The sequence below is a fragment of the Pseudoalteromonas sp. MMG012 genome (assembly GCF_018100875.1).
GTDB classification, from domain to species: Bacteria; Pseudomonadota; Gammaproteobacteria; order Enterobacterales; family Alteromonadaceae; genus Pseudoalteromonas; species Pseudoalteromonas aurantia.
Genome location: NZ_JAGJEF010000030.1, coordinates 1 through 19821, shown reverse-complemented (window position 1 = coordinate 19821; position 19821 = coordinate 1). Strand labels below are relative to the sequence as shown.

16 protein-coding genes and 1 pseudogene are annotated in these 19821 nt (G+C 40.8%); 4 read left to right on the top strand and 13 right to left on the bottom strand.

Translation table 11 applies throughout. The features are described 5' to 3' along the window. Nucleotides 1–435: 435 nt before the first annotated feature. From J8L97_RS11835 to J8L97_RS11800, 8 genes and pseudogenes are all read right to left on the bottom strand, one after another. Complete coding sequence (locus tag J8L97_RS11835) at nucleotides 436–867, bottom strand: hypothetical protein (RefSeq protein ID WP_211049930.1); 432 nt, start codon at nucleotides 865–867, stop codon at nucleotides 436–438. A gap of 379 nt (nucleotides 868–1246) precedes the next feature. Next, nucleotides 1247–1717, bottom strand: a pseudogene (locus tag J8L97_RS11830) (transposase); the annotation flags it as partial. Between the two features lie 265 nt (nucleotides 1718–1982). Beyond that, nucleotides 1983–2348, bottom strand: coding sequence for a DUF6768 family protein (locus J8L97_RS11825; RefSeq protein ID WP_210995289.1), 366 nt, complete (start codon nucleotides 2346–2348; stop codon nucleotides 1983–1985). Between the two features lie 14 nt (nucleotides 2349–2362). After that, on the bottom strand, nucleotides 2363–2926 hold the full coding sequence (locus J8L97_RS11820) for a sigma-70 family RNA polymerase sigma factor (RefSeq protein ID WP_312037159.1): 564 nt from the start codon (nucleotides 2924–2926) through the stop codon (nucleotides 2363–2365). A gap of 314 nt (nucleotides 2927–3240) precedes the next feature. Then, the gene (locus tag J8L97_RS11815) at nucleotides 3241–6348 is read right to left on the bottom strand and encodes an efflux RND transporter permease subunit (RefSeq protein WP_211049925.1); all 3108 of its coding nucleotides are present in this window, start codon (nucleotides 6346–6348) and stop codon (nucleotides 3241–3243) included. Further along, nucleotides 6341–8089, bottom strand: coding sequence for an efflux RND transporter periplasmic adaptor subunit (locus J8L97_RS11810; RefSeq protein ID WP_211049923.1), 1749 nt, complete (start codon nucleotides 8087–8089; stop codon nucleotides 6341–6343). Before J8L97_RS11810 ends, J8L97_RS11815 begins: the two co-directional genes overlap by 8 nt. Beyond that, a complete protein-coding gene (locus J8L97_RS11805; protein WP_211049921.1) occupies nucleotides 8079–9452 on the bottom strand; it encodes a TolC family protein in 1374 nt (457 codons plus the stop codon). The genes J8L97_RS11810 and J8L97_RS11805 overlap by 11 nt, the downstream gene beginning before the upstream one ends. Before the next feature lie 243 nt (nucleotides 9453–9695). Beyond that, nucleotides 9696–10121, bottom strand: coding sequence for a hypothetical protein (locus tag J8L97_RS11800; RefSeq protein WP_211049919.1), 426 nt, complete (start codon nucleotides 10119–10121; stop codon nucleotides 9696–9698). 220 nt (nucleotides 10122–10341) lie between these two features. Between J8L97_RS11800 and J8L97_RS11795 the strand changes: the two genes are divergently transcribed. Together J8L97_RS11795 and J8L97_RS11790 are read left to right on the top strand one after the other, a co-directional pair. Continuing rightward, entirely contained in the window at nucleotides 10342–10812 is a 471-nt protein-coding gene (locus tag J8L97_RS11795) for a hypothetical protein (RefSeq protein ID WP_211049917.1), read from the top strand. 192 nt (nucleotides 10813–11004) lie between these two features. Beyond that, nucleotides 11005–12261 carry a DEAD/DEAH box helicase gene (locus J8L97_RS11790; protein WP_210995282.1) on the top strand — a complete coding sequence of 419 codons (1257 nt, stop codon included), beginning with the start codon at nucleotides 11005–11007 and terminating at the stop codon, nucleotides 12259–12261. Nucleotides 12262–12370: 109 nt separating this feature from the next. On the opposite strand, the gene J8L97_RS11785 is transcribed toward J8L97_RS11790, so the two are convergent. Continuing rightward, entirely contained in the window at nucleotides 12371–12880 is a 510-nt protein-coding gene (locus J8L97_RS11785; protein WP_247688653.1) for a GNAT family N-acetyltransferase, read from the bottom strand. Between the two features lie 247 nt (nucleotides 12881–13127). On the opposite strand from J8L97_RS11785, the gene J8L97_RS11780 reads away from it, so the two are divergent. After that, complete coding sequence (locus J8L97_RS11780) at nucleotides 13128–13583, top strand: DMT family transporter (RefSeq protein ID WP_210995281.1); 456 nt, start codon at nucleotides 13128–13130, stop codon at nucleotides 13581–13583. Nucleotides 13584–13792: 209 nt separating this feature from the next. Here J8L97_RS11780 and J8L97_RS11775 read toward each other — a convergent pair whose 3' ends face one another. Both J8L97_RS11775 and J8L97_RS11770 read right to left on the bottom strand, forming a co-directional pair. Continuing rightward, nucleotides 13793–14869, bottom strand: coding sequence for a GGDEF domain-containing protein (locus J8L97_RS11775; protein ID WP_211049915.1), 1077 nt, complete (start codon nucleotides 14867–14869; stop codon nucleotides 13793–13795). Nucleotides 14870–15055: 186 nt separating this feature from the next. After that, on the bottom strand, nucleotides 15056–15814 hold the full coding sequence (locus J8L97_RS11770; RefSeq protein WP_211049913.1) for a hypothetical protein: 759 nt from the start codon (nucleotides 15812–15814) through the stop codon (nucleotides 15056–15058). Between the two features lie 300 nt (nucleotides 15815–16114). Here J8L97_RS11770 and J8L97_RS11765 point away from each other — a divergent pair, with 300 nt between their 5' ends. Next, a complete protein-coding gene (locus tag J8L97_RS11765) occupies nucleotides 16115–16831 on the top strand; it encodes an ABC transporter substrate-binding protein (RefSeq protein WP_211049911.1) in 717 nt (238 codons plus the stop codon). Nucleotides 16832–16928: 97 nt separating this feature from the next. Here the strand turns inward: J8L97_RS11765 and J8L97_RS11760 are convergent, their stop codons facing one another. Then, complete coding sequence (locus J8L97_RS11760) at nucleotides 16929–18050, bottom strand: hypothetical protein (RefSeq protein WP_211049909.1); 1122 nt, start codon at nucleotides 18048–18050, stop codon at nucleotides 16929–16931. 100 nt (nucleotides 18051–18150) lie between these two features. After that, nucleotides 18151–19623 (bottom strand): winged helix-turn-helix domain-containing protein, encoded by a 1473-nt coding sequence (locus tag J8L97_RS11755; protein ID WP_211049907.1) that lies wholly within the window; start codon nucleotides 19621–19623, stop codon nucleotides 18151–18153. Between the last annotated feature and the right edge of the window lie 198 nt (nucleotides 19624–19821).

The following is a 19821-nucleotide window of genomic DNA, read 5'->3' as shown; positions in this document are numbered from 1 at the left end:
ACAGCATTAGATGAAAAAAGGCCTAGCCTGCCTATACAAAACCCGACAAAGGCACGGTATATAAACCGCTTGGGTGTATTCAAATTAGGGTGTATGGGCTCGAAGCTCATTAGGGGCACTGAAATAACAGTTAAGCCTGGATATATGTCAGAGCAACGCTTTATTGCAAATGGGTCAAACGTCAAGCAGTGGCAGCGACGAAATGAAAAAACGAGGTAGTTTATTCTACCCCGCCAGAGTTATTTTGTTTGACACACGGGGAGTGTCCATATATGTCTTGTTAAATTTTTTTCATGTTAAATTTCGCCATGAGGGAAAGCGCCTATCTTTTAAGCTGAATCTAAAAGGTAGACAATGAATGAAAAATAATCAATTTCAGACGGGCGCCATGTTAAATCAACCCCGTTAGTTTGTGCCTGTCCCATATTATTGTTATTATTTCTTGTTGTTAAAATAAGCAGTAGCTTCTCCCCCTTGAATACGGATCATCACCTCGCTTTCTTTAGAAACTTCAAAAAGCTCATTTATATCCTGTTGAAAAATATTACTATTACTATATTTCACTTGCATATTTGGGATACACTTTATTAGATTCTGATGTATCACAGTCAATAAATCTGCAACAGATCCACTACGCTCAATTTTAAGGAATGTATTAACATTTTCAGTTCCAGTTTTCATACCAAATTTCATTAGTTCATAAGATAAAATATTCCAGTTTCCAATAGTTTCAACTTCATTTAAACAACTATCTAAAATTGGTATATAAACAACGCCGTTCTCATTTTTTACCGTTGTTTCCATCCGCCCCTCCCAAAACATATAGCCAAGAAAAACCCCACATATTATTCCGGTTACTAGCTTCATTTAACAACCTTCCATTTTCATTGATATACAATTTGCATGCGCAATATTTGCATTGTCAGGCAAACGCAGCCCCCCTCTTAAACTCAAAGGCCTAATGTATACAGCTTTATTGTAGCTTGTGCTTAAAACTTCAGTCGTCACTTTTTGACCAAAATGAAACCTACGGATGACACCCATTCAAAATTCACGCGTGTTCCCGAAGAATATCACAAGCATATCGCCTATTTCATAAATTTAAATTTGAAATATAAGCTGCATACTCAAAAAGCATACAAAAATGATATTGCTCAACACTCAGAGCACATGGCTAATCCACCATCTTAATGCTATGTAGTCTTTGGTTAGAATATGTTGGGGGGTTATCTTAATAGAGCAAACGTTAAGCCAGCAACCTTTCACACTGTTTGTAGTTAGCCCGCCGTTTAATTTCTAGACTCGCACAACAATTATCAAGCTTTTCTGGTCGCCCTACTGCGCCATGAAATACTTTGGTAAATTGGGTGGTGAGTTTTTGCCAGTTTTCAGGGGCTATGTTGAGCCTGTCTAAAATAGGGGAATTAATGGAGTTGATAGCGCCTCGCTTGTCTGTTCGCATACATCTGCCTGTTAGCTCGACAAGTTCTAAGTACGACTCTAGTTCAAACGGTATACCTTTGGGCATATGCTTTCTTGGGCTGCCTGCAAAACGTGCTAATTGCTTAGGTTGTTTGCCTTCTTTGGCATGTTCACAGCGTGTTTTAACACTGGTGTAGTCTGACGTTTCTGGTGTGTCAGCCATTTTCGCTCTGATTGGGTTTAAATCAACATACGCCATACACGCCGCCAGTGCCGCTTCATCCAGTAAGGCTTGAAACAGAGCACATGGGACAGGCACATAATTATACGCTCTCCAATTAAACCGATTAAAACCGAACCAATTTAATTTAAATCAAATCAAATCAAATCAAATCAGATATTGATAAAGCACCTCATTCTATCTACACAACGATAGCCTAATGACTATCGATTTTTCTTTCCATTCTATATAGGGGATCACCCATTTTTTAAATGAACGAGCAGTTTTATTACTCACCTTAAAGCCGATTTTTAACCAAAAGCTAAACCAATGAATTACGCTATTCTCGCTCTATTAATCGCATGATATTTAACTCTGAGCGTTTAATTTCTTTCAATGTTGATATGCGATTCATTTCCATAAATATCCATAGTTTTATGGCTATTTGCACCAGTAAGCCCGCTATAAACCAGACCCCCCAAAACACCTGTTCACTAAGTACATCAGTTACGGTGAACCTATACGCCGCATATATAAACCCAATTGAGACCAATAATGCAACGAGTGAACTAACCAGTACCCATCGGCGCATACTGCCTTGGTACACATTTGACAGCATGGTGAACAAGCCTTTATCATCAATAACCTGATCAAGCTGTTGTTGCTCTGCCTCTAAACTCGCTTTTATTTTTTCATCAATATTCATCAATATTCTCCCTCTTAATCTTCGTCACTCGCCAGTTGTGCCAACATGCTACGTGCACGGTGTAATCGTGATTTTACTGTGCCACTGGCGACACCTAACACAATTGCAATGTCACTCATGGTCATTTGTTCAAAATAAAACAAATACATCGTATGGCGGTCAATATCTGGCAGCTTGTTGATTAAATTCAATAAATCGTATTCTTGCTCTGGTGCCGTATTTGCCAACAGTTCATCTGTTAATGGTTCAAAGTCGGTTTTTTTACGCACCGCATCAATAAAACGTCGGTATACCACTTTAAATAACCAGGCTTTAAAGGCACTGGGCTCTCGTAAACTTTTAATGTCTTTTGCCACAGTGACCCATGCCTCTTGCGTCACATCTTTTGCGAAGTCCTGCTGCTTTGCAAGCTTCAGCGCAAAACGAAAGCTCGGTTGATATAAGGCATCACACAACTTCGAGAATGCCTGTTTGTCACCTGATTGTGCATCAAGTACCTGTAGTGCTATTTCTGTTGAATTCATCCTGTTGATTTCACCTCCTCTATCGCCTTTTTCTACAAGGCGTTTAATAAGCACTAAAGGTTCATTCGATGCGCAAAATATTTTCAATTTTCTCTAAGGAATGTGATCTTTGCTGTATAGGCTGAATTCACCTCGCGTGCTTTAAAGCGCGGCACTGCGCTGCTTTACTACCCAGTCAATCTAATCAAAAAGTAACAACAAAGTGCGCACTTTATTTAGCACTGCAGTTAGGACTTGCACTGTGAGCTGCAGCTGTTTGGCATTATTACTGCGTTGTCGCACATGTACGTAGATTAACGTAAACCACACTACACTCACTTTAGCGCGATAAAATCGCCCAACAGCTGACCACAAAATCCCTAAAAGAATCAATTAGTCTTCGGTTTGTGTAGTAAAAAGTACACAGCGGGAAGCACTAATAATGCAAGCACCACAGCACTGAGCATGCCACCGACCATAGGCGCAGCAATGCGACTCATCACTTCAGAGCCCGTGCCACTGCCATATAAAATTGGTAATAAACCTATAATAATGGTTGCTACGGTCATCATTACTGGCCTAACTCGCATGCCGGCCCCTTGTAAAATCGCCTCGATTAATAACACCGAGGTCAATTTTTCATGAGTAGCCAACGCCGCCGTGCGTGCTTGATTAAGATAAACCAGCATGATCACGCCAATTTCTACAGCGACCCCAGCCAAGGCAATGAACCCAACCCCCACCGCGACAGAAAAATTAAATCCTTCGAGATATAACAACCACAGTCCACCAATCATAGCCAATGGTAATGTGCCCATAATAATGATCACCTCTCGAAAGCGACGAAAATTCAAATACAGCAGCACCACAATAATTGCCAAAGTCAGAGGCAGAACATAGGCAAGCTTCGCTTTTGCACGTGCCATGTATTCATATTGCCCAGCCCAAGTCACAGAGTACCCAACAGGCAATGCCAATTGCTGATCTAATACTTGTTGCGCATGCTTAACATAGCTGCCGATATCACTGTGTTCAATATCAATAAAAGTCCAACCATTGATGCGCGCATTTTCACTTTTTATTCCAGGTGGCCCACTTTCGATATAAACGTTTGCAACATCTCCTAATGCAATTCGCTGCCCAGCTGCGGTCACCAAAGGTAATCGTGCCAATTGTTCTGGCGAGTCGCGGTAATCTTGCGGGTAACGCACATTGATCGGGTAACGCTCTTGCCCTTCGATGGTTTGTGCCACGTTCATCCCGCCAATCGCGGTTGTGACAACCTGTTGAATATCCGCAATGTTCAGACCATATCGTGCTGCTTTATGACGATTTATATCGACTTTAATATAACGACCGCCTGCCACGCGTTCTGAATATACCGATGCAGTACCGGCCACAGTTGAAAGAATACGTTCTATGTCTTGTCCGATATCTTGGATCACATCTAAACTTGGCCCCGCAACTTTAAGACCAACCGGTGTTTTTATGCCAGTAGCCAACATGTCGATACGGGTTTTTATTGGCATTACCCAAGCATTCGTCACACCCGGAAACTTAACCAATGTGTCAAGTTCTCGCTTAAGTGACTCTGTGCTCACGCCATCACGCCATTCACTGCGAGGTTTAAGTTTTATAAAGGTCTCGATCATCGTGAGTGGCGCAGGATCAGTGGCAGTTTCTGCTCTGCCCACCTTGCCAAACACCAGCTCTACCTCTGGTACTGTGCGGATCAACTTATCCGTTTGCTGGAGTAACTCCCGAGCTTTACCAATTGAAATACCTGGATACGTGGTAGGCATATACATCAAGTCGCCCTCATCCAGTGGGGGTATAAATTCACTGCCAATTTTATTTATCGGGTAAAAACCTATAACAGTGATAGCCGTTGCAACAGCGAGCGTTACTTTTGGCCACGTTAATACTTTTTTCAAAATCGGCATATACGCCGCAATTAATACCCTATTTACGGGGTTTTTCCGCTCTGATATCACTTTTCCACGAATAAAGTACCCCATGAGCACGGGGATCAAAGTAACCGCTAAGCCAGCAGACGCAGCCATCGCGTAGGTTTTGGTAAATGCCAGTGGCGCAAACATTCTCCCTTCTTGCGCCTCTAAAATAAACACTGGTAAGAAGCTTACTGTGATGATCAATAAACTAAAAAATAATGCCGGACCGACTTCTGAGGCTGCTTTGCTCACAACTTGCCAGCGGTTTTCATCTATTAATGGTGTTTTTTCCATATGCTTGTGCATATTTTCAATCATCACTATCGCGCCGTCGGTCATCGCGCCTATGGCGATAGCAATACCCCCTAACGACATAATATTAGCGTTTATCCCTTGGCTATACATCACCATAAATGAGATAAGAATACCCATAGGTAAACTGATCACCGCCACAATTGACGAGCGTATATGAAACAAAAAAACCACACATACTAATGCCACCACGGCCAATTCTTCGAGTAACTTAGACCAGAGGTTTTCTACAGCCTGCTCAATTAATATAGAACGGTCATAAACGGTCACAATTTCGACCCCTTCAGGTAAGCCCTGAGCCAGTTGCGCTAATTTCGCTTTTACACCCGTAATGGTCTGCTGGGCATTTTCACCAAAACGCATTACCACGACTCCGCCTACAACTTCACCTTCTCCGTTAAGCTCTGCAATACCGCGGCGAGTTTGCGGCCCTAAGTTAATATGTGCAACATCCCCAATGCGCAGAGCCGTGCCTTGGCTATTTAAACCCAGTGGAATAGCCGCAATATCAGCGACACTCTTAATATATCCCGTTGCAGTTACCATATATTCGGCTTCCGCCATTTCAACCACTGATGCGCCTGTTTCTTGGTTGCCACGTGAAATCGCCAGTTGCACTTGTGCCAGTGATACACCATATGCACGTAACTTATCAGGGTCAACCTGCACCTGATATTGCTTGACCATGCCACCAATCGCTGCCACTTCAGATACGCCAGAGACCGCTTGTAATTCATATTTTAAAAACCAATCTTGTAGACTGCGCAATTGGCTAATATCGTGCTGCCCAGTTTTATCAACCAGTGAATACATATACACCCAACCAACCCCTGTTGCATCAGGCCCCAACTGTGACTGAGCATTCGCAGGTAGCGTGGGCGCTACTTGACTTAAATACTCCAACACGCGACTTCTAGCCCAATATAAGTCTGTATCATCATCGAAGATGATGTATACATAGGAGTCTCCAAAAAAAGAAAAACCGCGCACCGTTTTAGCGCCAGGCACAGATAACATCGCGGTGGTGAGTGGAAAAGTAACTTGATCTTGCACCACTTGAGGTGATTGACCCGGATAACTGGTTTTAACAATAACTTGTACATCCGATAAATCAGGGAGTGCATCAACTGGCGTATTTTTAATCGCAAACACCCCAGCCACGGCCATAATGATACATAACATTAGGACAAACAGTCGGTTTTTTACCGACCAATAAATCACTGACTCAATCATGCTGCATCCCTTCCATGGTATTCATACCATTTTTTTCATCGCCACGCTCTGTGGCATCTAAATGAGTAAACGCAACCACAATTAAGTCATCTCGCACTTCAAAGGTAAAAGTGATATTTTGTTCAGGTTCAAGTGAGGTAATGTCTACATCATCCGCTAATACAAAATCCATTGTCGCTGCATCGCGTTGCCACTTTGCGATAGGCCCACGACTAATGTTGATCACGCGTGTTACGGCATCAATAGTATTCACTCGCCCTGTAACCGTCGCACTTTGTACTTGTGCGTTATCCGTTACTGGTGAAAAGTGCGTGATTTTATATTCACTGTTATGATTTTTCTCAATTTCGAATACATACTGCTTACCTTCATCAAGCTGTACTATATCTACCGCTGTACTCACGGTGAAATCCATCACCATTGGTGGCCAGCGCCATACTTCAATTGCACCATGATCCAGTGTCAGTTGTTGCTTTTCGGTATCTATTGATAGCACTTTAGCCTGTACCGATACGGTGTTATTAACATCATCATGATGCATACGCATAAAGTCGGAATTTTTACTCGACTCAGAATCAATTAAGAAATGTGCCGAGGTAACCACTTCATCCCCCTCAACTAATCCATCTATAATTTGAATAAAATCATGTTTGACACTGCCTACTGTAACCACTACCGATTTAAACTTACCGTCACCTAAGGCTAAAACCACCCTATCTTGTTTCCCCGTGCGTATCACAGCTTCTTTGGGCACTTGTAACTGGGCTTGCTGAGGCTTGGTTGCAATACTCACTTGTGCAAACATATTTGGCTTTAGCTGTTGTTGCGGATTATCAAACCTCAAACGCACTCTCAAAGTACGTGTCGTGGCATTTAGGCTTGGGTAAATGTAATCAACCTTTCCTCCCCATTGCTTATTGGGCAAATAGTCCAATGTCATGGTGACTGGTAACCCTAGTTCAATAAACGCAGTGTCACGTTCAAAGACTTCTGCTTCAACCCAAACTTGATCTAGCGTTGCCACACTCATTAACGTCGTACCTGGCTGTACATAAAACCCTTCACGGATTTTCAATACATCAACAACGCCCGATTGTGATGCGTAAAAAGTGATTGACTGACGTATTTTCTGACGTTTTTTAAGTCTCTCTATAAACTCATCTGATAATTGTAATGCCCTTAACCTATCGGCTGCGGCACTCATCAAGATCTGGTTATTGCGTTTTAATGCAATAAGATACTCTTCTTGCGCGTTCACTAACTGAGGAGAATAAAGCGTATAAAGCGGCTGCCCTTGAGACACCTTATCGCCAGCCGATTTAACATAAAGCGTTTCAATCCAGCCCTCAACTCGTGGATGTATATGAACCATGCTGTCTTCGTCATATTGTACGTACCCAACCGTTTCAATTTGTTGCTGCCATGCTTTTCGTTGTACTGGTGCCGTGCGCACCCCTAAATTATTAATAACTGAGGGATCAATCATCACAGTGCCAGGGCTTACACTTGCTTGATTTCCCACATTTGCATACACAGGTACTAAGTCCATCCCCATCGGAGAAAGCCCCGGTTTATCACGGCGATAATTATCATCCATTGGCGCCACCCAATATAAAGGTTGTGGTTCAGAATTGTTTACGCTCGCATCTAAATACGTGCTTGACGCAATCCAGTTCACAATCGAATAAGTGAATCCAGCACCTAAAAAAATCCCAACGATGAAGGTTACTTTACTGTTCATTCGATACTCCTGTCGCATCATCCGTTGAGGCAGAATTTCCTGCCAAATAATAATTAATTCGTGTTAGGGTTTTTAGTTTTTCAACGTGAATATTAAGGATCGCTATGCGTGCATTCAGCTCTGTAATTTTTGCTTGTACAGCGGTATTAAAATCACCGTCATCATTATTGTAAGCACTCAAAGCGGCCTCAGACTGTTGGTGACTTTGCTCAAGTATGGTGGTTTTGTATAATTTCAGCCGTTTTTGTAGCTGCCTAAACGCTTGCTGCTCGGTTGCAAGCCCAGCGCCTAACTCTTTTAGTGTTAAAAGTTGTGCAGTTTTCAATGCTTCGGTACGGTATTGCGCACTCAGCACCTCTTTATCTTGTTTATTTTCAGTAAATAACGGTAAATCAAAACTGACCCCAACCGACAGTAAATCATGTCGTTTCAACCCTGAAGGGTGATCGCCACGGTAACCGTAGCTGGCATTTACACCCCATTGCGGTTGGTATTTTTGCTGAAATAGGGATACGGTTTGCTTAGCTGATTCAATCTGTTTACTTTGCGCCAAATAAGTCGGATGATGCATTAAACGTGTAATTGTATTGTCACTAAATCGAGTAAGCGTCTTAATAGATGCCATTGCTGATAAAAATAAAGCATCTGTTGGTAACGCTTTAGAAATTTCAAATGCGTCACTACGGGTGTGCAATTGCCACGTATTTAATGAGGCATCAAACTCGGGTAACCAATTTAATAACTTGGCTTTTTGAGTTACTAAACGTTGCTGTTCAACGGCCAAACGATCTTGTAATTGAGCCAATTCTAGTTGCGCGCGGATCACATCATGTTGACGTGTTTTACCCAGTGCTGAGGCATAATTTGCTTCACTAATTTCAACAAGTTGCTCAAATAAGTGTGCGTCTTTAGAAATTAACTCAATGGTCATCTTCGCGGCATAGGCATCTAGCCATAATTCGCTCACTGCCATTGCGACTTTTGCTTCGCGTTCTGCACGTAAAATAGGTTGCTGCTGCGCTTCAAGCGTCAAAATATGCTGCTTAATCTGCAATGAGTCGCCTCGGGGGATTGCTTGTGACATTGAGACTTTCAACTGACTCATATTGTCTTGGTTAAATGCTAAGTCATTGCTTGGCAAATTATTGATTGACATAGCAACCTTGGGATCTTGCCACGTACCTGCAGCAATTTGCTGGGCGCTTATTGCTGCTTGCGTATGTTTATTTTGCACTCGCCACAAATCATTATTTTGTGCTTGTGTAATTGCCATAGAAAGCGTTAATTCAGGCGTAGAGCCTGCTAACAATTGAGATGATGAGCTGAACATCAATAATACATAAAATAACTTAAACATTTTCATGCGCTAACTCCCATAAATGGTGATAACACATAAAAATCGTCCATTAATACGTTTAAAACAGGGGTCATAATTTGCCTACTAGTACCTTGACTCATCATTGAATATCGCTGACTTCAAGTCTGCGCAAAGCCATGGCAAGGTATATAAAATCAACTATCGCAATACATTAAGGTGTATATACGAGTAACGTAAACGACTTAAAAATCATTTAATTAAAGAGATTTTGGACGGACTTGTCCTAGGTTAAGCAACTATGGGGGGCTTAAATAAACTCTGTATTGGGGAATCAATAAACGCCATTAAGGCAAAACGTGGTTGAATATATGTTGCAACATGAAATAAAAGCTTGCTATTAAAAAGCGCTAAAGCAAAAGGCACACAGCCACTGGGTGGACAACTGCACTGTGTTTTACAACAGTCTGATTCATCCGCCATATCCATCATGTGCGACATGTCGTTATGCGCCATATTATCTGAGCGCATATCTTCGACATGATTGTGATGAGCGCTACTTTGATACACGCTGGTTTTATGAGAGTCATGTTGATGAGCACCGTTTGTCATGTGTTGCATCATCATTTTACATGGCAGATCAGCAGCCGCAAAACTTTGGCCCATAACGGCAAAAAGCAACGCAACCATAACCAAACTGTGTAAATATCGTGCCATTAACATCACAAACCAAAAAGTTTCAACAGTGTAAGGCTAAGGGATGCAATCACGTTTTGCAAGTAAGTTAAGTTATTACATCCCAATACGCGCCAATGAGTGCTGGTCTGGGTGTTATAGTGATCGTTCATCAACCTTGCTCATTATCAATTTACACACTTTTTGCACAATTCACATTTATGGTTAAGCCCTATCGTGCATTTACCCGCAGGGCAATACTATGATTAATGGCATGTCATCTTTGCATTCACATGATACTTTTTTTAAAAATGATCAACTAAGCCAAAACCAAAAAACCACTATCACTGACACGCTTGCTGAATTTGACCCACAAAGCTTGTCCAAAGAAGATGCACAAGCCATTGTGAGTACGTTTTCTGAAGCGGGTATTAAAGCCAATAAACAACTCGGGCAATTAATGGCCGATGCTGGCTTTGATGCAAAAACGGTAGCGGAACTTGCCGATGTAGATAAAGGACAGCGACCACCGCCTCTACCAAACCAAAATACACACGCATCAATTGACTTGAGTACAGTCACTGAGCAATTTGCTGAGTTAGTGTCTGAAGCTAGCAACTCTGGACAGCAATATGCGACTCTAAGCCAAGACAATAAGGATGCTATTTATGCCCAACTCGTTGATGAGTTAGGTCTTGAAGCTGGGCAGTCAATTATTGATGTAAAAGTTTAAATATCGCTTTTCAGAAACAAATATAATGGGCGTACCTAAATTTTAGTGCCCCGATAGGGCACTGTATCAAACGAATTAGACCTATTTGAACATACTTTACAAACAATACCTGATCTTACCGCTCATTCTGAACTGTGCACTCATGCAAAAACTCGCTATAATACGCCTTTACTATCCTATAGACAGGTCAACATGACAACTTTCGCAAAGCTCGGGCTTAACCCGACCCTTCAAGCAAATATAAAACGCCTTGGTTACACTACACCGACTGAAATTCAAGAAAAGTCTATTGGCGCCGTGCTATCAGGGGCTGATACTTATGCGATTGCACCAACTGGTACTGGTAAAACTGCAGCTTATTTGTTGCCAACTTTACAAGAGCTGAGTCAAGTTGATAATAGCGATAAACAAGTTCGACCTTTACGCGCGCTATTTTTAGTACCAACACGTGAACTAGCACTGCAGGTAGAAGCATCTATTGCCGAATTCGATACTGACCTTAAATTAAGAACCATCAGTGTATTTGGTGGCGTGCGCATCACATCGCAAACAAAACGGTTCAAACGTGGTACCGACATTCTTGTCGCAACACCAAAGCGCCTCGTCGATTTGTTAAAAGAAGGCGTATTTTCACTGTCTGAAGTACAACACTTTGTGATGGACGAGGCTGACCGCCTCGTCAGCATGGGCATTGTTAAAGAACTCAGAACCATCATGGAAGCTTTACCAGCAAAAAGACAACTCGTGATCTTTTCTGCAACAGACTCCAATGCACTGGCTAAATACAGCGAAACACATCAGCAACATACAAAAAAGATCACCGCGAGCAAAACTCAGCCAGCTGTAAACAAAATATTGCACACCATGTATAAGTGCCAACGTGATCACAAATCAGAAAACCTCATGACTTTACTGAAAATGCTCAATTGCGATAAAGCACTGATTTTTACCCGCACAAAACACGATGTAAACAATTTAGTCGCGCAGCTATCTGAGCAAGGCTTCAGTTGCCATGGTATTCATAATGAGATCCCTCAGAAAAAACGCCAACAAAGCCTCACCGAATTTAAAAATGGCGATTGTAAATTGCTTGTGGCAACCGATATTGCTTCTCGTGGTATAGACATTGATCAGCTTTATTATGTGATCAATTATGACTTACCAGTCAACAGCAATGATTACATTCATCGTGCCGGACGCACAGCACGAACCACACCGATTGTAGATCCTACGCAAGAAGCGATTGAAGAAAAAATTGCGAAACAAAAGCTTTCTGTCGAAGTCGCATCAACAGAAATGTTTGGCATTGTCGATGCGCCTGACTTAAAGAGTAAACACATCCATGGCCATGTATTTTCATTTGTCAGCCCTGAGCAGGAGCGCTTGGTGCCTTTAATTGAAAAAGTGGTAGGCAAAGAAATTAAACTAGATGCAATGCCTTGGCGCTAACCGTCTATCCCGCTATTTGAGCGTTATAAATAATGACAATGAGCGCACAATGCCGCACTCATTGTCATTTCACAATATTCTCCCTAGTGTCCATCTATTATCAAATACCCTAATTTTTGAGCTTTGCAAATACGTACTCATCATAACATTGGCCCGCTTTACATACCGACCTTCGCAATATACCTTCGTGTTGATAACCCACTTTTTCAAGCACTCGCATCGACGCTGTATTTGGCTCTGATACCGGATTAAAGATTCGCGTGATCTGGGTGCTGTTGAACACCTCATCAGTAAATAAACGCAGTGCTTGTGTAGCAAGCCCCTTTCCCCAATAAGGTTTAGCAACCCAGTAACCCACTTCTGCACTGTGTGCGTATTCAAATGCTTGGGTATAAACACCAATCACTCCGCAAAATACCCCATTGTATGTAATGGCTCTAACTATCGCGTGCTCTTTTGAGCCAATATCAATCCACCAAGTTGCATCTGCAACTGTATAGGGGCTTGGGATCTTTGACGATAAGTATTTTGTCACAGTCGGATCATTCAAATACTCAACAAGATACTGTTTATCGTCATTACACATATTTCGTAGGATGATCATTGTATTAATCGTCAATTAGTTAACCTCAGCTCTGGATAAGCGAATATGCCCATTAAGACACAACGACTCTAAATATTAAAGGTGATTCAATCTCTTCATTTAACCGGGCTGTATACCAATCATTTGCCAAGTGGTGTGCATACGTTCAATTTATTCCAAATAACGCCATACTTTTTTCTACAATACGTAGCATATTCAAACAAATACTGGCTTTTTTTCTAACAACCCATATCATTCATGTTTAATACTTTGGAGAAACCCCGTGTCGAACCTTGGAATATACATACTTTTGCCTTTCAGCATATTAATTGGCTTCTCACTTGCCTCTCAAGCTGGCGTAAATGCACAATTAAGAATCGCCCTACACAGCCCAATACAAGCTGCTTTTGTTTCTTTTTTGATCGGTACAATAGTGCTTGGCGTCATTGCCTTTGTTCAAGGTGGTGCATGGTTTAAGCCCAATGCGTTTTCTTCTATTCCTTGGTGGGCATGGCTTGGTGGGTTTTTCGGCGCATTTAACATTGCTATGTCTGTGTTCTTAGCGCCCAAATTGGGCGCTATGATATTGGCAATTTCAATTGTATGTGGGCAAATTATCGCGTCTTTGGCATTAGATCAAAATGGTTGGCTAGGTTACCCTAAAATCGATATCACACCCAATAGAGTTATCGGTGCTGTATTCGTTATCATCGGTATGTTATTGATTGCAAGAAAATAATATACTTCTCGCACCTATATCGCCTATCACATTGATATGCCTTTAAATGCGTACCTGCACAATGTCATTTAATACTTTTGTTAATCCTAACGGGCTTACATCATGAGTAATCGAACGTTTTTGCTACGTACTTTCCTCCAGCATACAGTTAACTAGGCTATTAGGCTAATTCAAATAGCCTTCTGAGCTTATATATTGTTTCATGTTCATTACTGAGCGTTCAGGTTAGCTACAAATTTTACATCCTTTACTTTTTTAGCTTGATACATTTTTTGGTCTGCTCGATGAATAACGCCATCTACATCTAAATCGGTTTGGTCTTGCAGTTCAGCAATGCCAATACTTAAGGCGTAGTGAGGAAATTCAGCCGAAAACTTTTCAACGAGCCGCTTACTAATGGTTTGTGCCTCTGACAGTTCACAGCCTATTAAAGCAAGGCAAAACTCATCTCCGCCTTGACGACTTGCGATGTCAGTTTCTCTTGCGATAGACATCAATATTTTACCAATGCTCTTCAGAACGTTATCTCCTTCTTTATGTCCGCACTTATCATTAATTTCTTTAAAATCATCAATATCGAAATACACAATTGAAATTGAGGCATGACTGCGTTTAGCCAACAACAATTCTCGACGTAAAAAGTCGCGAAAGCTACGAACATTGTATAAATCAGTCAGAGGATCTTTACTGGCGAGTCGAGATAGCCCCCTGATACGCTCTTCTAACGATTTAACATATAAGTCAGTTTTTAATTTTAACGAGTTCATTTCATTGAGCATAGAGCTAATATAAGTGTCAAATATCCATGACATGTCAAACGCTATCAATTTCTCTAAAATCGATGAAATTTTTCCCGTAATAACAGGATCATCCACAAGCGTTTGCAGCGTTACATCTATACTCTGACGCAAATAACGCTCTGCCGACAAAAAGTATTTTGGCTCTAAGCCTATGCGTTTGTGAACAAGCCCAATTCTCAGTCGATTATTAACATATTCAGCATCGTAAAATCCAGAAAACAAATCCAACACGTATTTATGCAGCCCACGCTTGAGCCGCTCAAACGTTTCACAATCTCCTATTAACAAACCAACATATTCATCTTTTGAAAGTAAGGTATAAAAATGAGCAACAACTTCATCTAAATGCCCATCGATGACCAAACGATACTTGTTTAAAAACTCAAGTTCATCATCACTTAATTCAAATAGATTCTTACGGTTTTGAATTTCCAACTCCGAAATTTGATACTGCTCAACAAGTGTTTGATGTATTCTGTCAGACATTATGTCACTCACCTAAAACAAGAATGTTAAGTGTAATGTAAAAATCTTCAGGTACTACTGATGTTATCCATAACCTTACACATCAGCATAATCACTGTCCTCCAAAAATCTCTAATATGAGTGATAAAACATCGTGGTATCACTCATAATAAGACTTACAATAATAATACTTCGAGGCTATCTCAATTAAAGTGGGCTATTTTGCCATTGCAATAACAGTTTGAGCGTTTCTCCAGCAATACGTCCAGCCAGTGGTAGGTCATCTCTATCCATTGCAACCGCTTGATATAAAATTGAAGTCTCTACTAGATGATCTCGAACTTGTTCTTCACATACTTGCTGCTCGTCTGCCATGTTACATGCTTCATAAGCGTTGGTTACTCGAACAATAATATTTTGGATAAAACCCGATAAGATATCAGGAGAATATCGCTCCAATAATGCGTGATTTATGTATTTCACAGCAAGGTATTCTGCATCGCTATTCCAACATCGCTCTAAACTCCCATTATAATTGTTATGGACAGTCGTCAAATTGCCGAGCGTACGATGTTCATGCTCTTGAGATTGATTGAGCCACAACACCGTATCAAAGGTTTCGCACTGTTGAGGAGATAACATAAATTGCTTCGCCATATTTCCACTCTTTCGAGTATAAGCAATATCTGCCGAAGCTGACAATGCGACTAAATCCCACCACAAACTGTAAACCAGCGGTCGCTTTAAATCATAAAAGTCATAACTGATGCGCGTCGCGTTTTCATCTAGCCATTGAAGTCGAGCTAAAGCATCATCAAAGGCTCCTTGTTCTATTAATAGCTTCGCACCGTTAGTGTATTCGAGTAATTGCGGTAAATTCTGCGGTTTTGGTTGATCTGATGCGCTGATATTAGTCGATATAAACACACTACTAATAACCATTGCTGTAACAACTAAAAATTTCATGTCTGTTATTCCTTACAAGTATGAATCGATATGGCAATAACTTGCCGGATATTGTGTCAACAACTGAATTAACAACTACTTCACGAGAAGTAATAAAAAAGCAGCAAAAGAAGTGCCAAAAAAACCAAATGAAACATAAATTAAACCAATCAGAAAACCTTTATAAACAAAGCAATATTTTTTGATGTAAAAAGTAAAACAGCAAAGATCAACAGCCCCTAAGACAATGACGCAATGCTTGAACACTGCTAAACTAGACAGATAAAGTAAAATAACACGATCGGCAGCACCTCAAACTACATGAAGTATTTATTTGTATTATTACTCATCATGTCTAAACCCCATGCACAAGAGTACCATTTTGCCTCGATTAACTATCTCATTGAGCAAGAAATTGGCAGAGTTATTTTGTCTGAAGTTTATAACGAGTTAGGCATAAAAATTACCATTTCCCCCTTACCAGGGAAACGCGCTCAACATGAAGCACGAACCGGTTTGAAGGACGGGGAAATAATGCGTATTTATAGCTATGGTAAAGAAACACCTTCCACTATCCGGGTTCCTACGCCTTATTATTATTTAGAAACAATGGCATTTGTGCGCATCGATAGCAATATAGACATAAAAACACCTAAAGATCTAAACCAATACCGTATTGTTAAAGTCAGAGGCGTAAAACATACCCAAAATATCACGAAAGGAATGCCTCACGTCACAGACATGGATTCTACAAAACAGCTTATGAGACTGGTGTCAGCGGGCCTTGCGGACGTTGCACTAACCAATACACTCGACGGCCTAGTGATGTTAGAACAACTGAATATTACCAATGTCATACCATCACCGCAAAGCCTTGACCGACAGAGTCTATATCACTATGTGCATCAATCTCTTGCACACCTAGTACCTGCAGTAGACCAAAAGATCATAGAAATGAAGCAATCAGGGAAGTTAGATGCACTCATTCTCAAAGCTGAAAAACAAATCATCAGAAGTTATGGGGATGACGCAAAATAGCTTTTTGCAACTCCCCCGTGTCATTAACTTACGTGCTTACAATCTCTACTAATCAGTACCTTACACAATTTCAATGAGTAAACATGTTAATATACGTTTACAAGGAATGGCTAACAAGCACTCGGTCAACCAGCTCCAGTGCCGTGGTCAAGTTCTCTAAGTCTCGATATAAAATACCATCTTTTCCTGAGTGATGACCTCGTCCAACAATGATCATTTTTTGTAGCTGCTGTGGTTGTGAAAAATCAATCACCGTTTCATACACCACTGACGGTTGCGCAGAATAACCGTCTCCCGAGTAGACTTTGTCATCTGGAAATCTATCACTACGATAGTAACTGTTGTAATCAAAGGAGTGATTTATTTCTAGCCTAACCCGATATTGGCCAGCTAATCTATCCCTCATTTGAGTATGGTAAATGAAGTTATTCATCATCGTAGCGCCACTATATCCATCCACTTGTAATGCATTAGCTGTTGGTAAAAAATAACCATTACTTGTCTGTTTGCCTAACTTATGCAAAAAAACAGGTAAAGACTCGGGCCTCATACGTGTGTTCTTTGTTTGTGGATCTTCCCCTCCCTCTAAAGCCGTTAATGCGAGTGGATTTTCGCCAATCATTAAATGGCTATCAAATACCTGCTCAGCATCCACTTTCGTTACTTTGTTTGTAAAATTATTGGTTGCAATTGAACGCGTGACATATAAAGGTTGAACAAATTCACCCTCCAATGTTTCAATCCAAAGCGCGTATTGTGGCCACATAAAATACGGACCTTTTTTGAATTCAACAGTGACTGTTTGCCCCTGTGCTTTTGGGATGGCAGCGTTGTACTCTTCAAATATAACCTCTTTGCCATGCTCAGCTTTGTCTGCCGCTTTTAATGATTGTCCAAATCGATACACCATCGCTGCAGGACTCAAACTAAAATAAGGTGCCATACTTAAATATGTCACTAAGCTTATCGCTAAGAAAAATGACAATGAGTAAACGCCATTATGCTTTTTGAGAGGGTTTAAATAACTAAGAAGTATCCGTCGATTCTTAATTGTGTGCCAAACAATAGTACCGCTCATCACCACACCTATCATTGTGTGCATAACCGAAATTGCTGCATCATGGCGCTGAGTGAATAACAAAATAGATGTGACAAGCATCACCAAAAAAGCAAAAAATAAGAGTGCCCCAATCAGCACTCGAGAATGTAAAAACGACATAACTAGCTCCTGTTAAATAAGGGCTCTGTTATCTCATCAAGTTATGTCTTTCTCTAATAAAGCTTTCTAAAATTTACTGAAACATATGATATTTAAACTTTTATTTAAATCCAATTTGCTCTATTAATTCGACCTGCTGATGTAATTCTCGTTGCGTTGCAATGGATTTTGCTTGCTCAAATGCAAACGTCTGCTTCTTTACGTTATTTTGCTGCTTTGCAAGTAAACCTAAACGAACCCATGTTGAAGACTCTCCTACAGGGCATTTTAATACGCGATGATAGTGCATTACCCGGTGGTAATATGCCTCTGCTTTTGAAAACTGTTGTGCTTGTGTAGCTAAATAAGCTTTTAAATCAGTTAAGTAAGCCATAAATAGCCAGTCGTGATAACTTTCAGCTAGTTTGAACGCGCGTGCGATGACTCCATATGCTTCAGTGGGACTATTGCTTTGAATTAAGTTTATCGCTTGAAAATATAATAATCGAGTCAGTTCTGAATGATCTTGCTGTTGTTGTGCCAATGGCAGTGCTATAGCCAGTTGCTGAGTTGCCTCAGCTAATTGCTGTAAATTTAAAAGCGTTTCAATGAATAGACGCTGCGCAGTCAAATTATTGGGATCTTTTAGGACGATGACTTCTAACAACTCTTTTGCCGCAAGGTGATTATTTTCCAACCGTAAATCAATTGCCACACCCAGCATCTCATCACTAAAGTCACTATGATAATATCCGTGATTACTATCATCACTGACCCCCAGCGCCACATTTAATTCTTTCACTAATTTGTCAATTAACAATTGCGGGTCAGTCGAAAAAAGCACGCCTTGAGTTTGCGCTTTTCGATAGTAAAAAGTATAACTCAATTGATAATCGTGAGGTGTGCCCGATAATTTAGTACTCACTAACAACTCAGCCCCTGAGACCTGAAATATATCGCCGACGTGATGAGGCTCTATATTTTGTAACGGCACGTTTGCTCGCGCTAATACTTCCAAGACATAATCTGTCTGCAAGATCCCAAATTTATCATGGTTAGGCAACCTTTGGATCACTTGGTCCATCATACCTAATCGCACCCAACTGTGATCATTACCTTCAATATTGTTCACGGTCGGTAATATCACCACAGAGCCTGCAATATCCGAATAAAGTGACGTATTAGGTGCTGACGAGAGCCAAAAGTAACTCAAGCTAAATGCCGTGGCGATAAGCAGTATCACCACAAATTTCATGTAGGAAGGGCCGATAACGGAGCTTATTACATGACTGGTTTTTACATTCGGTAACCAAATATACCCTTGCTTAGGCAATGTTTTAATCACGTCATGGTCTTGAAACAATTGACGAATTTCTTTAATCGACTGAAAGATAACCTGTTCATCCACGACGCTACTCGCCCAGACGGCATCAAGAAGCTGCTGCTTAGTGACAACTTGACCTGAATTTTTAAGTAAAATAATGAGTAATTGGCATGTTTTAGGGCGGAGCGCACGCGTAGTACCATCTTCTGATATCACACTTAATGCTTTCTCATCAATGGTAAAGCCCTGTGTTTTATACTGTCGTTTCAAAACAATCTACTTTTACTGCGGATGAATCGATACAGTAATGAACTTCAACCAATAATCAATAGTAAACGCTGTAAATCTTATTTAACCTCAGGTTTGGATAAGGGTTTTGGAATAGAAAATATTTTGTAAACAAACTTGCGTACAATCCAATGATGATATTTTGTTCAATATCAAGGCGATTTTATGCAGTAATAGCGG